The sequence below is a fragment of the Sporosarcina sp. SAFN-015 genome (genome assembly GCF_051966875.1).
GTDB lineage: Bacteria > Bacillota > Bacilli > Bacillales_A > Planococcaceae > Sporosarcina.
The window spans coordinates 394,311-408,733 of record NZ_JBQCKP010000004.1; the positions used below are offsets into that span (position 1 = coordinate 394,311).

Here is a 14,423-nt window from a genome sequence, read left to right on the forward strand (position 1 = left end):
TAAGGGCAATCTGTTCATTAATGGAAGGAGAGTACTGCGATGCGTGAATTCAAAATCACCTATTTTTTTGATGAGGAACATTACATACGGCGCTTCATCCACACCGATTCCATGGAAAGTGCCGAACAGCTTGTGAAATCGGAACGGGATCAATACATATCATTCTGTGATAGTCGGGGAATCTATCATGAGCTTCACACTGGCAACGTGAGGGTCGTACAGGTTTCGGAGTATTTTCGGGTAAATAATAAGAAAAAGCAGTCCTAGTGAATGTACTGGGATTGCTTTTTGATGTAAAGGGAGTCTTTGTGTGAGAAATGGAACCCTGGTGAATTTAATGGAGCCCTTGCGCGATTAATGGAGCCCTTGTGAATTTAATGGAGCCCTGGTGCGATTAATGGAGCCCTTGCGCGATTAATTGAGCCCTTGAACAAATATTGGAGCCCTTGCGCGATTAATTGAGCCCTTGAACAAATAATGGAGCCCTTGCGTGTTTAATTGAGTCCTGGTGAATTTAATGGAGTCCTTGTGAATTTACGTTAATTACGTTATTATTCATTCCGGACTTTTTCAAATAAGCCTTTGGCGCTTGGAATGTAGTTAGGTTCTAATTTCGTCTGTCAATCTGCTATAAGCGATACAAAAAAAGAGGCAACAATTCGCCTCTTCCTTCAATTCAATATGCATATACGGTTTTTCCCGTCCTCTTTCGCTTGATAGAGCGCGACGTCCGCTTGGTGGAACAGTTCGGTGAATGTTTGAATGTTACCGTTTGCATTATCAGCAAGACCGACACTTGCTGTTAATGAAATGTAAATGCCGTCTTTTTCAATTTTGATTGAACGGACGGCCTCAAGTAGTTTCTCTGCTTTATAGTATGCTTCTTCAATAGAAAGATCTCGCAAAATAATAGCGAATTCATCTCCACCGAACCGGCCCATTAAGTCACCGCTCCTAATTTGGCTGGAACATGCTTGACCGATTTTCTTTATGATTTTATCGCCAAAAATATGACCGTATGTGTCATTCAAGCTTTTTAAGTTGTCAAGATCGAGAGCGATACAAACGATGCTTTCGCTTGTCCGAGCAGCTTCGGCAAGCCATTTGTCCGTCGTCGTCTCCATGTAGCTCCGATTGTACAGACCCGTAAGGAAATCGGTGTTGGCTTGACGTTCGATTGTTGCAATTCGATGTTTCACCCCTAATTTCACGGCGGCCATCGTAATTTCGTGCTGTCGCAGATCGCTTAATAAATCAATGTATGCTTGTTGGGCTTTATATCCACGTTGCATATCCCCCATAAGATCACAAAGCTTGCATCTCTTTTCTAAAATGCCTTTCAGCAAATTCCTATCATTATAACTTTCTGCAAGCTCTTTCGCCTTGTCGTATGCTTGCAATGCTTCAGGATACATCTTTTTCTGCATGAAAAAGCGTCCGTACAAATCGTGGACTTGCGTCTTTTCACGAATGAAAGATTCCAAAATCGGGTCATTCACCATCTCATTTACAAGCTGTTCAGCCTCTACCATTTTCTCTAAACCAATTAGTGCATTGGCAATATTTAATTTCACCCGAAATTCCAATATCGGTGTTTGTGGTTCATGCAGCTTTGCCATCGCCAATCCTTTTGTCGCCATTATGTGGGCACCTTCAAAATCCTTTTCAATGGCGAGAATCATACTATAATTGCTATAAGCATTGCTGACGATATTAAAGTGTTTGAGCTCTTTGCCTAACTCAATGGCTCGTTCTAATGTTTCCTTCGCTTTCTGATAGTCTTTATTATATTCATAAAGCAGGAACAGGACATTGCATCCATTCAGTCGATCATCTTCATCGCCATTGTCCGCGCAGTATTCAATATAGGCATCGATACTATGAAAAGCCTCTTCGATTGCGCCGATGCAATAAAAAGATGCGGCATTGTTTATATGGGCAGTTAAAATGGATTTTGGGTCATTCAACTTTATACCGGCTTCCAATAGTTGAAAACAAGCTTCAATTGTCTCTTCGTATTTTCCTTCCACCCGTAGCTTCAGGACATTACGTTGCAATGAAATCAAATCTTCCTTCTCCATGCCCACAACTCCTATTCAACGTATATAGTTCAATATAACTACAACAGACTTTTTAATACATGATTCTATAGTAACATACATTGGGTTATTGTGGAACTTTATTATAGAATATTTATGTATGGAGCTTTCTAAAGCAAGCTCCTTTTTATATAACATTTCCCCCTATTTACTAGCTTGTCCGTTCAATGCATTGGTAATTCCTTGTCTAGGCGTTTCCGCTACGTCCAGCAAATTGGTTTCAGTCTGAAATAAATGATTCTCGTATTCCTTTTCAATCGAAGCGAGAAGATTCAATGCCGGTTCAACGCCTGCAAATATAGCGGCGCTGCTTGCTACGACGGTGATTGCCAAAAGTATTGCAACTAACTTTTTAATTGCACTCACTCCCCCAAGTTCGTATCCTTTCTACTACTATACGATGATTAGAAGGAATAGAAAATTCAAATTTATTGATAAAATATGCTATTCAACTAGCAAAATCGCCAGTATATAAAATGAATCAATGTGCATCGACAGATTTTATTGTCAAATGCTGGGGGAACTTAGGGAAACATTCATTTTTCGCAACGTGCATAAATAGAAGAAAGGAGCCGGCATTCTAGCCGGCTCCTATCCTCTACATGATTTGGTCAAAATAAGCGACAGTCTTCATTTCATCTCCAACTTTCCGCAAAGACCAAGTTTCTTCTATATATATTTCCGCTAATTTCTCAAATTTCCCGCCATATTTCATTGCCCATTCAAGAGCGACGACACTTTCATAAAGGTGTGCCATCCTTTTCATTAACCCTTTTGCCTCGAAAGTTTGAAGCGCATTTTCAACGCCGGCAAATGCGATTAGGTCAGCCGATAATGAATTCACTTCAACCGATACAGCTTTTTTCATCTTACTGTCTTGTAGAGCGGTGAGACGGTTGCACAGTTCGTCTATGAACAGTTTATGGGCTTCAAATTTATTGACGAGGCGGATGAGCTCCAATCCTAAAATATTGGCGGTGCCTTCCCATACGGTGAGCACTTGCGCATCACGAAGCAGGCGTGGCGTAACGAAATCTTCGATATATCCATTGCCGCCATGCATTTCAATTGCTTCATGCGAAAAGTGGATTGCTTGCTCAGCCGTCTCCTTTTTCATAAGCGCGATGAAAAGCCTGTTGAGGATCTTTTCGCGGTCGGACGCATCGCCTTCCGTGACACGTTCATATAATGTAATGAAATCAAAGACGGTTGCCACTTCTACATGGAGCCTCGCCGCCATCTTCCCGAGCGTGTCCTGCACCATCGGATAGTCTGTGAGCCTCTTGCCAAACGCATTCCGACGGGTCGCGTACGCTTTTGATTCCAGCAGGGCGCGCCTCATAATGCCAATGGAGGCGACCGCGTTGCATATGCGTGAAAGATTGAGGGCTTCCATCATATAATAGAAGCCTTTTGCCGGATCGCCGACAACGTAAGCAAGCGCACCGTCGAATTCGACTTCCCCGGAAGGGACGGCCCGCACGCCGAGTTTGTCTTTCAAACGGCGGATGCGCAGTCCGTTCGGTTTGCCGTCTTCGCCTTTCCACGGAACCGCGAACAATGTCAATCCGCGTGATCCAACTTGCGCACCTTCGATTCTCGCAAGGACCATCGCGACTCCCGCCATGCCAGCGTTCGAGGCGAAGTATTTCTCTCCGTAGAGACGGTACTGATCGCCTTCCTTCACTGCCTTCACGACGTTCGCCCCAACGTCCGATCCTCCTTGGCGCTCCGTCAGAAACGTCGCCCCTTCGTACAATGGAACTTCACCCGTCGAGCAAACATTGCCGAGAAATAGATTTTTCACTTGTTCATCCGCATAATGATCGAGCAAATAGGCGGTCGCCATTGTCAGCGTGACGGGGCAATAAAATCCAGGCTCCGCATGCGACAGCAAATAGCCTTGCGCGAAGCTATACGTGTAATTCCCCTTTTGGCCAAGCTCCGGAATTTCCTTATGGACGTAACCGACAATTCCGGTATCATACGTTTCTTGGACAGTTTTGCGATATCCTTCATTCACCCAAACATCGGAAACTTCCTCACCGAATTTGTCGTACCGGATGAGGCGCGGCTCCCCTTCCCGGTCTGTATGCTTTGCGCGCTCGTCGATTTCATTTGCACAATGCTCACCGAAAAGGGATAGCTCACGTTTCGCGTACTCAAGGAATGGGTCTTCCAAATGCTCCTCCAAAATCAATCGGAGTGTATCATCGCCTTCGTAGAAGTTATCGGTCTTGAAGGTTTCCGCTTCCTGCACGACTTTCATTGGACTGTCATCCCTTCTCGCAATGGTTGCTTTAAAATTTTTCCGGAGGCGTTCCGTGGCAACGCATCAACTTGTTCATATAGACGCGGTACTTTATACTTCGCGAGATGCTCTTGAAGGAATGCTTTTAATTCCCCGCTATCGACCGGATTCGCTGCAGCGAACACTGCTTTTACCGTCTCGCCCCATTCAGGATGAGGAACGCCAATGACCGCAACTTCGCGGATGCCCGGATAGCTCAGTATCGTCTCCTCAATCTCCTTCGGATAAATGTTAACGCCGCCAGAAATGATCAAGTCCTTTTTCCGATCGACAATCCATATATAGCCATCCTCATCGAACTTCGCCAAGTCCCCTGTCTTAAGCCACTGTCCGACGAATGCTTCCTTCGTCGCTTCCTCGTTTTTATAATAGCCCATCATATTCCCTTCGCCGAAAAGGACAATTTCGCCGATTTCCCCTTGTGGTACGTCATCTCCATCTTCATTCACGATCCGTAGCTCTGTATGCAACGGAGCACGTCGACCGACACTGCCTGCTTTCTCTACATGTTCATCTGCAAGCAGCAATGAGCCGCTCGGACCTGCTTCTGTCAGCCCGTACACACATACGAGATCATCTGTCCGGAAAGCGGTTTTCACCATGTTCACTTCATTGGATGATAGCGGCGCCCCACCGTAAATCCACCATTTCATCGAGGACAGATCGGCGTCCTTTAATTGTGGGTGTCCTGCTGTTAGCAAATACGCGACAGGGGCACCGAAGAAATGTGTCGTCTTCTCTTTTTCCACAGTTTCTATTAAGAGGTCGGGCGTGAATGTCGGAGTAAGGACGAGCGACGAACCAACATACATGCCTGCCATCATGAATAGATGAAGCGGCGCTGAATGACTGAGCGGCATCATGAGGAGGACGCGGCTTTCCGGCTTGAATTCCATTTCGACCGCAATCATTGATGCGACGGTCAGGATGTTGCGATAGCTGAACAGCACTCCTTTTGGATTTCCGGTCGTTCCGGATGTGTAAAGAATAGTCGATTCATCGTCTTCCTTCAAATTGCATGGAATTGGTTTGTCATCTGCTTTTTGGATGAGCAATTCGAAGCTTTTCCAGTTTGCAAACGCTTCTCCTGTCTTAATTAAGATAGAAGGAGATTGCAATGTTTTCACAGTTTCAAATAGCAATTCATGCGCAATGATCGCTTCAGCATCTGAATGGTTAAGTACATAAGCCAATTCTTCCGTCGTCAGTTTAACGTTGATTGGAACGACGATTGCGCCAATTCGCTGAACTGCGAAATAGGCAACGATGAATTCCTCTACATTCGGCAAAAACAATGCCACTTTTGAACCCTTTCGGATGCCTTCATTCAAAAGCGCATGTCCGAACCGGTTGACCCTTACGTCCAGTTCCTTGTAGGTCGTCCGCTTCCCCATGCTGACGACTGCTTCCGTTTCTGGATACTTTCTTGCATTCCTCTCCAACAACCGTGAACTGTTCATCCCTTCATTCCCCTTTCGAAATATCCAATTTCCCAATGAATTCACCGAGCAACTCTTCCATTTCAGCCTTCATTTCCTGCAGCTCCTGGATTTTACGATCGATTTCCCCGATACGCCGTTTGCCGTATTCAATCGTCACTTCAAGTTGTTTGCGCCCTGTACGATCCTTGTCAAACAACAACACCATCTCCTTGATGTCGTCCAACGAAAATCCGTACCGCTTGCCGCGGAAAATGAGCTTTAACTTTGCAAGCTCAGCATTAGAATAGAGCCTTTGTTTTCCATCAGACCGTTTCGGCGAGAGCAGTCCAATTTCCTCATAATACCGAATTGTACGTGTTGATACCCCAAATAATTCCGCCACTTCCGTAATCGTCTTCAGCTTCACCACCCCTTCAGTCTTTCTTTGAATATAGCATTGACGTTAACGTCAAGGTCAAGCAATTGTTTCGAATAGTGAATAAACTATTTGCCCTATTACAACTTAAATGTTTGACATTAATTTTAATAAAATAGAAGATACTGTAACAATTTAACTATAATTTTCAAATTAATCATGCTATAATGAAAAATATCTATGCCAAAAGGAGGAATATATTATGTCTAGTAAACATTTTTTGCATGATCATCGGTCTGTTAACGCATTGCGTTGGGCGAAAACATCCAATGGCTTGTCGGAGATTTTCACGACGCATGGTACTTATTCTTCTCCCCTAACACCTTTGAACATTCTCAAGGAACTAACAGAATCGAGAGTTGTCCTACAAACAGAACCTTCGGATCATATCGATTGTGTATGGATCTTAAATAGTTCCTTTACAACATATGAAGTAGATAAGTACCTTACCAAAGTAGTTTTCAATGATGGAACAAACATATTAATTCCTGTTCCTCAAAAATATATTGACCAAAATAGTAAGCGTTTACATACTTTCGTATATAACGAAGGGCAATTGAACTACATATTTCCTAGCATTAAAGAGTTCAATGAACAATACTATCCACGTGTCTATAAATGAAAAAAAGGCAGCCTCCCTCAGCGGAAGCTGCCTTTAGTTTTATTCCTTTAAATCTTCAATTGAATCGATGTCCATATATTGTGGTACGACGAGGCCGATTTTCACGCCTTCCATGCTGACTCCGAGGTCTTCAAATTTGCCATCGAACTTTTCCGCATACGTGGCATGCGTCACTGGCAACCATGCTGCGAGCGTTGCATCCGCGCTGCCGTCAGCAACAGCTGTCCACATAGGGCCTGCTTCAACTTGAGTCAATGTAACATTGTATCCCATATCTTCAAGTACTAATTTCACGACGTTATGGCTAGCGATTTCACTATCCCATGCAACGTAGGCAAGTGTGATTTTATCGCCATCCACTTTGTCCACGCCATCCGTCCATTCCGCAACTTTTTCCGGATTGGCATCAATCCAGTTTTGTGCAGCGGCTTCTTCTTTCTCGCCTTCTTGGATGGCAACCATTACTTCACCCATATCTTCTTCAGACCAATTGAAGTTAGATAGTATTTGATGAGCTTCGGGCAAGTCTTCTGCAAGGCCAAGACGACCGATTGAATGGATTTGCTCTTCCCCGCCGTACGACCCTTTTGGATCATCTAAGTATTTCAAGTCAAACTTCGCAAATTTCCAGTGTGGTGTCCAACCTGTAATGATGATCGGATCTTCAGCGTCATACGCCTTTTTCAGCGCTGCTGTCATCGCAGCGCCCGATCCTGTCGTCACGTCCCATTTGTCGAGCTCATAATCAGCGATCGCTCTGTCGGTCGCTTCCATAATGCCAGCGCCCGGGTCGATACCCGTAATTTTATAATCGACGGATTCGCCGACGCTTGCCGAACCGCTTCCGCCTGAAGTAGATGAATCATCAGCTTTATCATCATTTCCGCAAGCTGCTAAACCTACTGCTAGTAATGCTGCTGCTCCGAGTCCAAACATTTTCTTCGACAATTTCATTAAATAGTTCCCCCTTGTTTTTTCTTGCCTGCTTGCTGTGTGATCCGGTCAAGGATGATGGCGACGATAACGATGGATAGACCCGTTTCAAAGCCTACACCCGTCTTCAATTGTGTCACCGCTCTGTATACTTCCTCACCGAGTCCAGGTGCACCGACCATCGACGCGATAACGACCATGGAAAGTGACAGCATGATGCTTTGGTTGACCCCAGCCATAATCGTCGGCTTAGCGAGCGGGATTTGCACTTTCCAAAGTCTTTGCCACGTAGTGGAGCCGAATGCTTCGGTCGCTTCGATCAAATCTTTCGGCACTTGCTCGATTCCTAGCATCGTAAGCCGGATCGTCGGCGGCATTGAGAAGATGACCGAAGCGACGACGCCCGGTACGACACCGATATTGAAGAAGAAGATCGCGGGTAATAAATATACGAATGCAGGCATCGTCTGCATCAAGTCCAAAATCGGACTAATAACCTTCTTCACTGCCGGTTTTTGTGAACCCCATATGCCAAGCGGAATACCGATGACGAGCGCAATGATAACGGATGTAATGACAAGTGACAACATTTGCAGCATCGAATGCCAATACCCGAGATAATCAATGAACAGTAACCCGACTAACGTAAATATTGCAATGCGCCGAGTGGAAATAAACCAGGCGAGCAATGCGAACAAAATTGCAAGCACAATGGACGGCACCATATCCATCCAATCGACTGCCCCTTCGACGATACCTTTTAGGAAAGAGGAAATGCCATCGAAGACAGAGCCGAAATGGGTGACAAGCCAATCGACGCCATTGTCGATCCAGCTTGCGAATGGTATGCGCGGTAAGAGATTATCCAATGTTGCTCACCTCCATCTCCATTTCATCTTCTGATTCAACCGTGACTTCACTCGAGCCACTGCTATTAATAAACTGGCCGTCGCCTGCCAACGCGCCGATCAGTGCACCACGAATAATAATGCCTTGCAGATGTTTCTCTTCATTTACGACAGCTACCGGAATCTGTGTCGTCGATACTGTATCGAACAGATCGGTTAAGACAGTGTCCGGAGAAATCGTCGGAATATCAGTAATAAGGACATCTTCCAAAGATTTTCCCGTTTCCGTTGCATCGGAGGCATCTAGCGCTGTCACGGCACCGAGAAGTCGGTTCGCTTTGTCGACAACGTAAATAGAGGAAATTCCTTGCTTTTTCATAAGGCGTAATGCAACTCGGGCACCCCGGTCAATTTGCACCGTATCCGCCTTTTTCATAATATGTCCTGCGGTCAACACTTTCGAAAGGTCGACGTCTTCGACAAAGCGTTCTACATATTTATTCGAAGGGTTCATCAGAATCTCTTCAGGCGTTCCAATTTGGACGATATCCCCATCCTTCATCAATGCGATGCGGTCCCCTATCCGTAGTGCCTCGTCCAAGTCATGGGTAATGAAAATGATCGTTTTTCCCATGTCATGGTGAAGCTGAAGAAGCTCATCTTGCATATCTTTACGAATCAACGGATCAAGTGCACTGAATGCTTCATCCATGAGCAGCACATCGGGATCATTGGCAAGCGCACGCGCCAAACCGACCCGCTGCTGCATTCCGCCACTCAGTTGGTTCGGATATTGCTCTTCATAGCCAGCAAGACCGACAAGCCTCAACGACTCGATTGCCTTCGCTTTTCGTTCCGGTTTTGCAATTCCTTGGATTTCAAGCCCATATTCCGTGTTCTCGAGAATGGTCTTATGCGGGAAAAGTGCAAAGTTTTGGAACACCATCCCGATTTTCTTCCGTCTCACTTCACGGAGCTGTTCTTTATTCATACCGACAATGTCTTCTCCATCAATGCGGATCGAGCCCATCGTCGGATCAATCAACCGGTTCAACATCCGTACTAATGTTGACTTCCCGCTTCCTGACAGTCCCATAATGACAAAAATTTCACCATCATAGACGTCAAAAGAAGCGTTCTTCACGCCTACTGTCGCGCCTGTGGATTTGAGGATTTCACTCTTCGAATTTCCCTCGTTCAACAGCTGCGCTGCACGCTTGCTATTTTTACCGAAGATTTTCGTCGTGTTGACGACTTCGATTTTCTTTCGTAGTTCTACCATGTGTACACTCCCTATTTTTTTGGAAACTCATGTTTACTAGTATATGCATAAAGAATATACATTACAACCGTTATTTCAAATTAAATTGTTTGTACAGTAAAAACTGTACAAAGTTTAAACTTATCGTTACACTTGAATTGCGGTTATAATACGCTTAGGTTATTGATGGGGAATTCACCCCGAGACAGCGGAGGGAAAGCACTATGGACGGTAAAGAAACACTCGACAAAGCACGCGAGCGGATTATCGAAACAATCGCACAAAATATACATTTATATGGCCTCACAGCATCTGCCGGTAGACAGTACGGTACGATGTTCTTCCACGACGAGCCGATGACATTAGACGACATGACCGAAGAACTCGGCATGAGCAAAACGAGCATGAGCACTTCCGTCAGGGCACTGGCTGAATTAAAACTGGTCGAACGCGCTTGGGTGCGCGGCGTCCGCAAAGACTTGTATCAAGTGAAAGACGATTGGTACCAAAGCTTTATCAATCTATTTTCAATTAAATGGCGCAGATCCATTTCACTCCATTCCGTCGCCGTCAGGAAATCACTGCGTGAACTTGAGCAGTTGAACAACAATCCCGACCTCAGTGAAGAGTTGAAAGAGATCGTCGAAATGGATATTAGCAAACTTAAATACGTCCGCGACTACTTTGAATGGCTGGACCGCCTCGTCGATGCCTTCGAAGACCACGACATCTTCGACCTAGTTCCTCTGAAAGAATACGATGAGCCAGAAAAGAAATAATCGAACATCACCATACAAAAAGGCGGCCCGACAGGAGGCCGCCTTTTTTCAAATTCCCATTGCAATCATATTGCAGTTATAATAGTGTTAAAGTGCGCCTGCATTGCAAAAGGAGGCATTAAATTGCAAAAAAAGATACCGCTTCTAATGCTGTTGCTCATTATCGGTTCGATGTCACTTGTTTTGTCCTTAACCCTTTCACTTCCGAACACAATTGAGTGGATTCTGCTCATCTTAGGTGTTCTGCTCAATGTCACAAGCGCGGTTAGTCTTATGGTCATCGGAGCAAAAAGGACGAGAGGTTCGTAAAAAGCTGTTTCGAAGTTGAAATTCACTTCGAAGCAGCTTTTTAAAAATCATTCAGGACATTTATTCATATTTCGATCGTTTTTGCGTATAAAATCAAAAAAGGTGACTGCACCATTCAACCGAATGTCAGCCACCTTATGTCCAAATTATCATTTTGATGTAAGCTTATCTGTCAATTCATCGTAATCAACTGATTTCAGAAAACCATTGGATTGCATCTTCTTCACAAATTGTAAGAGTTCCATCTTCATCTTCATGATCTCGATGTCCAGGAATTCCATATCGCAGTCTACTTCGGTTTTTGCTATCGTCATCCCCTTCACACTCCTTTTGTCCTGTTTAATTTAGATGAATCTCCATGGCGTGGGACTATTAACTACAATATATCACGGGAGCTCCTCCTAAAGAAGTATAACCGATTGGGACATTTTTTTTCAAATCGACGTTTTTTTTCACTTTTTCAAGAAAAGTTTCTCATTTTGTATATTCGTGCTTTATACTATAATGGGAATAGGATAAATAAAGAGAGGGATCGGCGATTGAAAATAGGTCATTTGATACGTGCAGAACGTGTTCGGCAAGATATGAAACAAGTTGTCCTGGCCAAAGGTATTTGTACGCCTTCTTATTTATCTAAAATTGAACGGAACCAGATTGAACCGAGTGAGGACATAACAGAACTGCTAATGAAGCGGTTAGGAATGGATCCGGGGAAATTGCAGGAAAATGATGAGGAAACGGAACGCGAGTTTGAGAAGATGTTGATGGAGTCTTATCGTGAAGTTATGACAGCGAGAGATTCAAATTTCACGAGAGAGAAATTAGAGTATCTTGAGCAAAACGTCCCTCTATTTGAAAATGATTCATTACATTTTACTTATTCGCTTATTACTTTTCGATTTAATATGATAGTAAGAATTGATTCAGAAAAACTAAAGCAAGAAATTAATTTACTGGAAGAATCCATTGATAACTTTGATGTATATCAACTCTATTTGTTTCACTTAAATAAAGGGTTATTCTGTTATAATACTGGCAACGTAAAAATGGCCATACATTATTATGAGTTAATACTCCATAAACTGGAGTCGTTACCTCTTGGTGAATGGGAAAAAGCTGAATTCAATTATATAATTGCTGTGTTTTATGCGTCAGATGGACAGACATTTAACTCGATTGATCATGCTAGACGTGCCCTTATTTTTTTCCGAGAACAATTAATGATGAGTAGAGTGTTAGAATGCTATATTCTTATCGGAATTTCTTATAAAAGAAGCGATAAATTCCAAGACGCACTGGAAGCATATTCAAAAGCGATGCAAATAAGCGAAGAATTTAATTTACACAACGAAAAAGGGATTATCTATCATAATATCGGCACCTTAAATAGTGCTATGGGAAAAACTAACCAAGCTATCGAATATTATAAAAAAAGCATTGACCATAAAATAGATCCTTCTGAAAAGTTGATTACGATTCTCTCTTTAATCGAAGATTATTCAAAAACGAATGAAGAGAACCTTGTTAGAGATTGGGCCGAAAAAGGAATTGCATTATATCATAAATTAGATGATGAAAATCAAATTTCTTATTTTCATCATTTCCGCTTCTATCAATCATTGCATAGCGAACATGGATTGTCTGTAGAAATAGCAGAAGCTGCCATTCAACATTTTAAGGAAATTAAAGATTTCAGATTCATTCATAAATATTGCATTGCACTGGCAGAGTGGTACTATAATAGTAGGAAATATAAGCTAGCATCTAGTCTTTATCGAGATGGGATTAGATATGGCTATATTTATAGTAAAAAGGAAAAATGGGAGGAATTGTAATGAAGAAAATTGCATCAATTCTTTTACTAGTTATTGTATTAGGCATGACAGTTCAAAACGGCACTGTTTCAGCAAATAACTCTGATCAAGTTCCAAAGGTTTTAAAAACTTTTTCTTACACAGTAGAAAAATGAGTAAAAGGAATGCTCCATTACTTGGAGACATTCCTTTTCTTCATTTATTCCAATCTATCATCCACACCCTCCACCACAACTGATATCCCCTGTCCGACTCCAATGCACATCGTCGCCAATCCCCGCCTGGCTTTCCTTCTTTTCATTTCATGAATCAATGTTGTTAAAATTCGTGCGCCGCTTGCTCCGAGTGGATGTCCTAAAGCGATGGCTCCGCCGTTGACATTGACTTTATCCATGTCCAAATCGAGTTGTCTTATACACTCCAATGCTTGAGAGGCAAATGCTTCATTAATTTCAACGAGATTAAAATCGGTTGATCGTAAGCCCAGTTTTTTCATTAGTTTTCTTGTCGAATAAATCGGCCCGAGTCCCATAACAGATGGATCTAACCCTGCAGCTGCGGAGCCGATGTATTTGACGAGCGGCTTCAGGCCGTACTCCCTTGCAAACTTCCCACTTACAAGCAACAAGGCTGCCGCTCCGTCGTTCACTCCGGTTGAATTCCCAGCCGTTACAGTTCCCCCATTGAAAATCGGAGATAATGCCGATAGTTTCTCTACTGTAGTGTCCGCTCTTGGATGTTCATCACGATCTATGACATTCTCGATTCCCTTCCTATCCGTAAACGCAACCGGAATAATTTCATCCACGAATCTGCCTTCCTCCATTGCCTGTTTCGCTTTTTGCTGGCTGTTATATGCGAATTCATCTTGCTCTTCCCTCGTGATGCTAAAACGCGACGCAACATTTTCCGCTGTCTGCGGCATTGAATCTGTACCGTATAAATTAGCCATTCGAGGATTGATGAAACGCCAACCGATTGTCGTGTCGTGCAAATTCAAATCACCACGAGGAAATTCTGATTCGGGCTTCTTCATTACGAAAGGGGCCCGCGTCATGCTTTCAACGCCTCCCGCAATAATCGCTTCGCACTCCCCTGATAATATGGAGCGAGCTGCCAAACTGACTGCATCTAAACTTGAGCCGCAAAGTCGGTTTACAGTCGTCCCGCTAACCTCTTTCGGAAATCCGGCAAGCAATAGCGACATTCTCGCAACATTCCGGTTTTCTTCCCCCGCTCCGTTCGCATTTCCAAATATAACATCATCGATGGACTCCAATGGAACCTCTGGATTCCTTTCAGCTAATCCTTTCAGAACAATAGCCCCTAAATCATCGGGACGGATGTACTTCAACTGCCCTTTATACTTTCCAATCGGTGTCCGAACCGCATCGACAATAAATACTTCCCGACCCACTCACCGCACCTCTCTTCTTTTTAAGGTGCCTGTGCAGCAAACTATTCAGACAATGCACTACAATTGTATATTCGAAAAACAAGAAGATGATAAAAACAATAATCTCGTCACTTCTTTATGCATGAATATTAATTTCTGTGAATTGTCATAAATGTGTCTTACACAGGCACCGA

At 43.5% G+C, this 14,423-nt stretch carries 16 protein-coding genes; 6 read left to right on the forward strand and 10 right to left on the reverse strand.

All coding sequences use genetic code 11. The annotated features are described in order from the left end of the window. Positions 1 to 39: 39 nt before the first annotated feature. On the forward strand, positions 40 to 267 hold the full coding sequence (locus ACTHPA_RS09975; RefSeq protein ID WP_440500049.1) for a hypothetical protein: 228 nt from the start codon (positions 40 to 42) through the stop codon (positions 265 to 267). 404 nt (positions 268 to 671) lie between these two features. Here ACTHPA_RS09975 and ACTHPA_RS09980 read toward each other — a convergent pair whose 3' ends face one another. From ACTHPA_RS09980 to ACTHPA_RS10000, 5 genes are all read right to left on the reverse strand, one after another. Further along, positions 672 to 2,081 carry a tetratricopeptide repeat-containing diguanylate cyclase gene (locus tag ACTHPA_RS09980; RefSeq protein ID WP_440500050.1) on the reverse strand — a complete coding sequence of 470 codons (1,410 nt, stop codon included), beginning with the start codon at positions 2,079 to 2,081 and terminating at the stop codon, positions 672 to 674. Between the two features lie 162 nt (positions 2,082 to 2,243). After that, entirely contained in the window at positions 2,244 to 2,465 is a 222-nt protein-coding gene (locus tag ACTHPA_RS09985) for a hypothetical protein (protein ID WP_224654390.1), read from the reverse strand. Positions 2,466 to 2,697: 232 nt separating this feature from the next. Beyond that, positions 2,698 to 4,368, reverse strand: a complete 1,671-nt coding sequence (locus ACTHPA_RS09990) for an acyl-CoA dehydrogenase family protein (RefSeq protein ID WP_440500051.1) — start codon at positions 4,366 to 4,368, stop codon at positions 2,698 to 2,700. Further along, a complete protein-coding gene (locus ACTHPA_RS09995; RefSeq protein ID WP_440500053.1) occupies positions 4,365 to 5,870 on the reverse strand; it encodes a class I adenylate-forming enzyme family protein in 1,506 nt (501 codons plus the stop codon). The genes ACTHPA_RS09990 and ACTHPA_RS09995 overlap by 4 nt, the downstream gene beginning before the upstream one ends. Before the next feature lie 4 nt (positions 5,871 to 5,874). Next, the gene (locus tag ACTHPA_RS10000) at positions 5,875 to 6,252 is read right to left on the reverse strand and encodes a MerR family transcriptional regulator (protein ID WP_440500103.1); all 378 of its coding nucleotides are present in this window, start codon (positions 6,250 to 6,252) and stop codon (positions 5,875 to 5,877) included. Positions 6,253 to 6,469: 217 nt separating this feature from the next. Between ACTHPA_RS10000 and ACTHPA_RS10005 the strand changes: the two genes are divergently transcribed. Further along, complete coding sequence (locus tag ACTHPA_RS10005) at positions 6,470 to 6,889, forward strand: hypothetical protein (protein ID WP_440500054.1); 420 nt, start codon at positions 6,470 to 6,472, stop codon at positions 6,887 to 6,889. Positions 6,890 to 6,928: 39 nt separating this feature from the next. Here ACTHPA_RS10005 and ACTHPA_RS10010 read toward each other — a convergent pair whose 3' ends face one another. The 3 genes from ACTHPA_RS10010 to ACTHPA_RS10020 are packed head-to-tail and all read right to left on the reverse strand — an operon-like array spanning position 6,929 to position 9,952. Then, positions 6,929 to 7,843 carry a glycine betaine ABC transporter substrate-binding protein gene (locus tag ACTHPA_RS10010; RefSeq protein ID WP_440500055.1) on the reverse strand — a complete coding sequence of 305 codons (915 nt, stop codon included), beginning with the start codon at positions 7,841 to 7,843 and terminating at the stop codon, positions 6,929 to 6,931. After that, positions 7,843 to 8,691, reverse strand: coding sequence for an ABC transporter permease (locus ACTHPA_RS10015; protein WP_440500056.1), 849 nt, complete (start codon positions 8,689 to 8,691; stop codon positions 7,843 to 7,845). The genes ACTHPA_RS10010 and ACTHPA_RS10015 overlap by 1 nt, the downstream gene beginning before the upstream one ends. Beyond that, positions 8,684 to 9,952, reverse strand: a complete 1,269-nt coding sequence (locus tag ACTHPA_RS10020) for a quaternary amine ABC transporter ATP-binding protein (protein WP_440500057.1) — start codon at positions 9,950 to 9,952, stop codon at positions 8,684 to 8,686. Before ACTHPA_RS10020 ends, ACTHPA_RS10015 begins: the two co-directional genes overlap by 8 nt. 203 nt (positions 9,953 to 10,155) lie before the next feature. Here ACTHPA_RS10020 and ACTHPA_RS10025 point away from each other — a divergent pair, with 203 nt between their 5' ends. After that, positions 10,156 to 10,710 carry a GbsR/MarR family transcriptional regulator gene (locus ACTHPA_RS10025; protein ID WP_440500058.1) on the forward strand — a complete coding sequence of 185 codons (555 nt, stop codon included), beginning with the start codon at positions 10,156 to 10,158 and terminating at the stop codon, positions 10,708 to 10,710. 123 nt (positions 10,711 to 10,833) lie between these two features. Next, positions 10,834 to 11,019, forward strand: a complete 186-nt coding sequence (locus tag ACTHPA_RS10030) for a hypothetical protein (RefSeq protein ID WP_440500059.1) — start codon at positions 10,834 to 10,836, stop codon at positions 11,017 to 11,019. A 149-nt stretch (positions 11,020 to 11,168) separates the two neighbouring features. Here the strand turns inward: ACTHPA_RS10030 and ACTHPA_RS10035 are convergent, their stop codons facing one another. Next, the gene (locus ACTHPA_RS10035; RefSeq protein ID WP_440500061.1) at positions 11,169 to 11,333 is read right to left on the reverse strand and encodes a hypothetical protein; all 165 of its coding nucleotides are present in this window, start codon (positions 11,331 to 11,333) and stop codon (positions 11,169 to 11,171) included. A 225-nt stretch (positions 11,334 to 11,558) separates the two neighbouring features. Here ACTHPA_RS10035 and ACTHPA_RS10040 point away from each other — a divergent pair, with 225 nt between their 5' ends. Together ACTHPA_RS10040 and ACTHPA_RS10045 are read left to right on the forward strand one after the other, a co-directional pair. Then, complete coding sequence (locus ACTHPA_RS10040) at positions 11,559 to 12,854, forward strand: tetratricopeptide repeat protein (protein WP_440500062.1); 1,296 nt, start codon at positions 11,559 to 11,561, stop codon at positions 12,852 to 12,854. Beyond that, entirely contained in the window at positions 12,854 to 12,988 is a 135-nt protein-coding gene (locus ACTHPA_RS10045; protein WP_440500063.1) for a hypothetical protein, read from the forward strand. Before ACTHPA_RS10040 ends, ACTHPA_RS10045 begins: the two co-directional genes overlap by 1 nt. 44 nt (positions 12,989 to 13,032) lie before the next feature. Here the strand turns inward: ACTHPA_RS10045 and ACTHPA_RS10050 are convergent, their stop codons facing one another. Continuing rightward, positions 13,033 to 14,250: an acetyl-CoA C-acyltransferase gene (locus tag ACTHPA_RS10050; RefSeq protein ID WP_440500064.1), complete on the reverse strand. Its 1,218-nt coding sequence runs from the start codon at positions 14,248 to 14,250 to the stop codon at positions 13,033 to 13,035. Between the last annotated feature and the right edge of the window lie 173 nt (positions 14,251 to 14,423).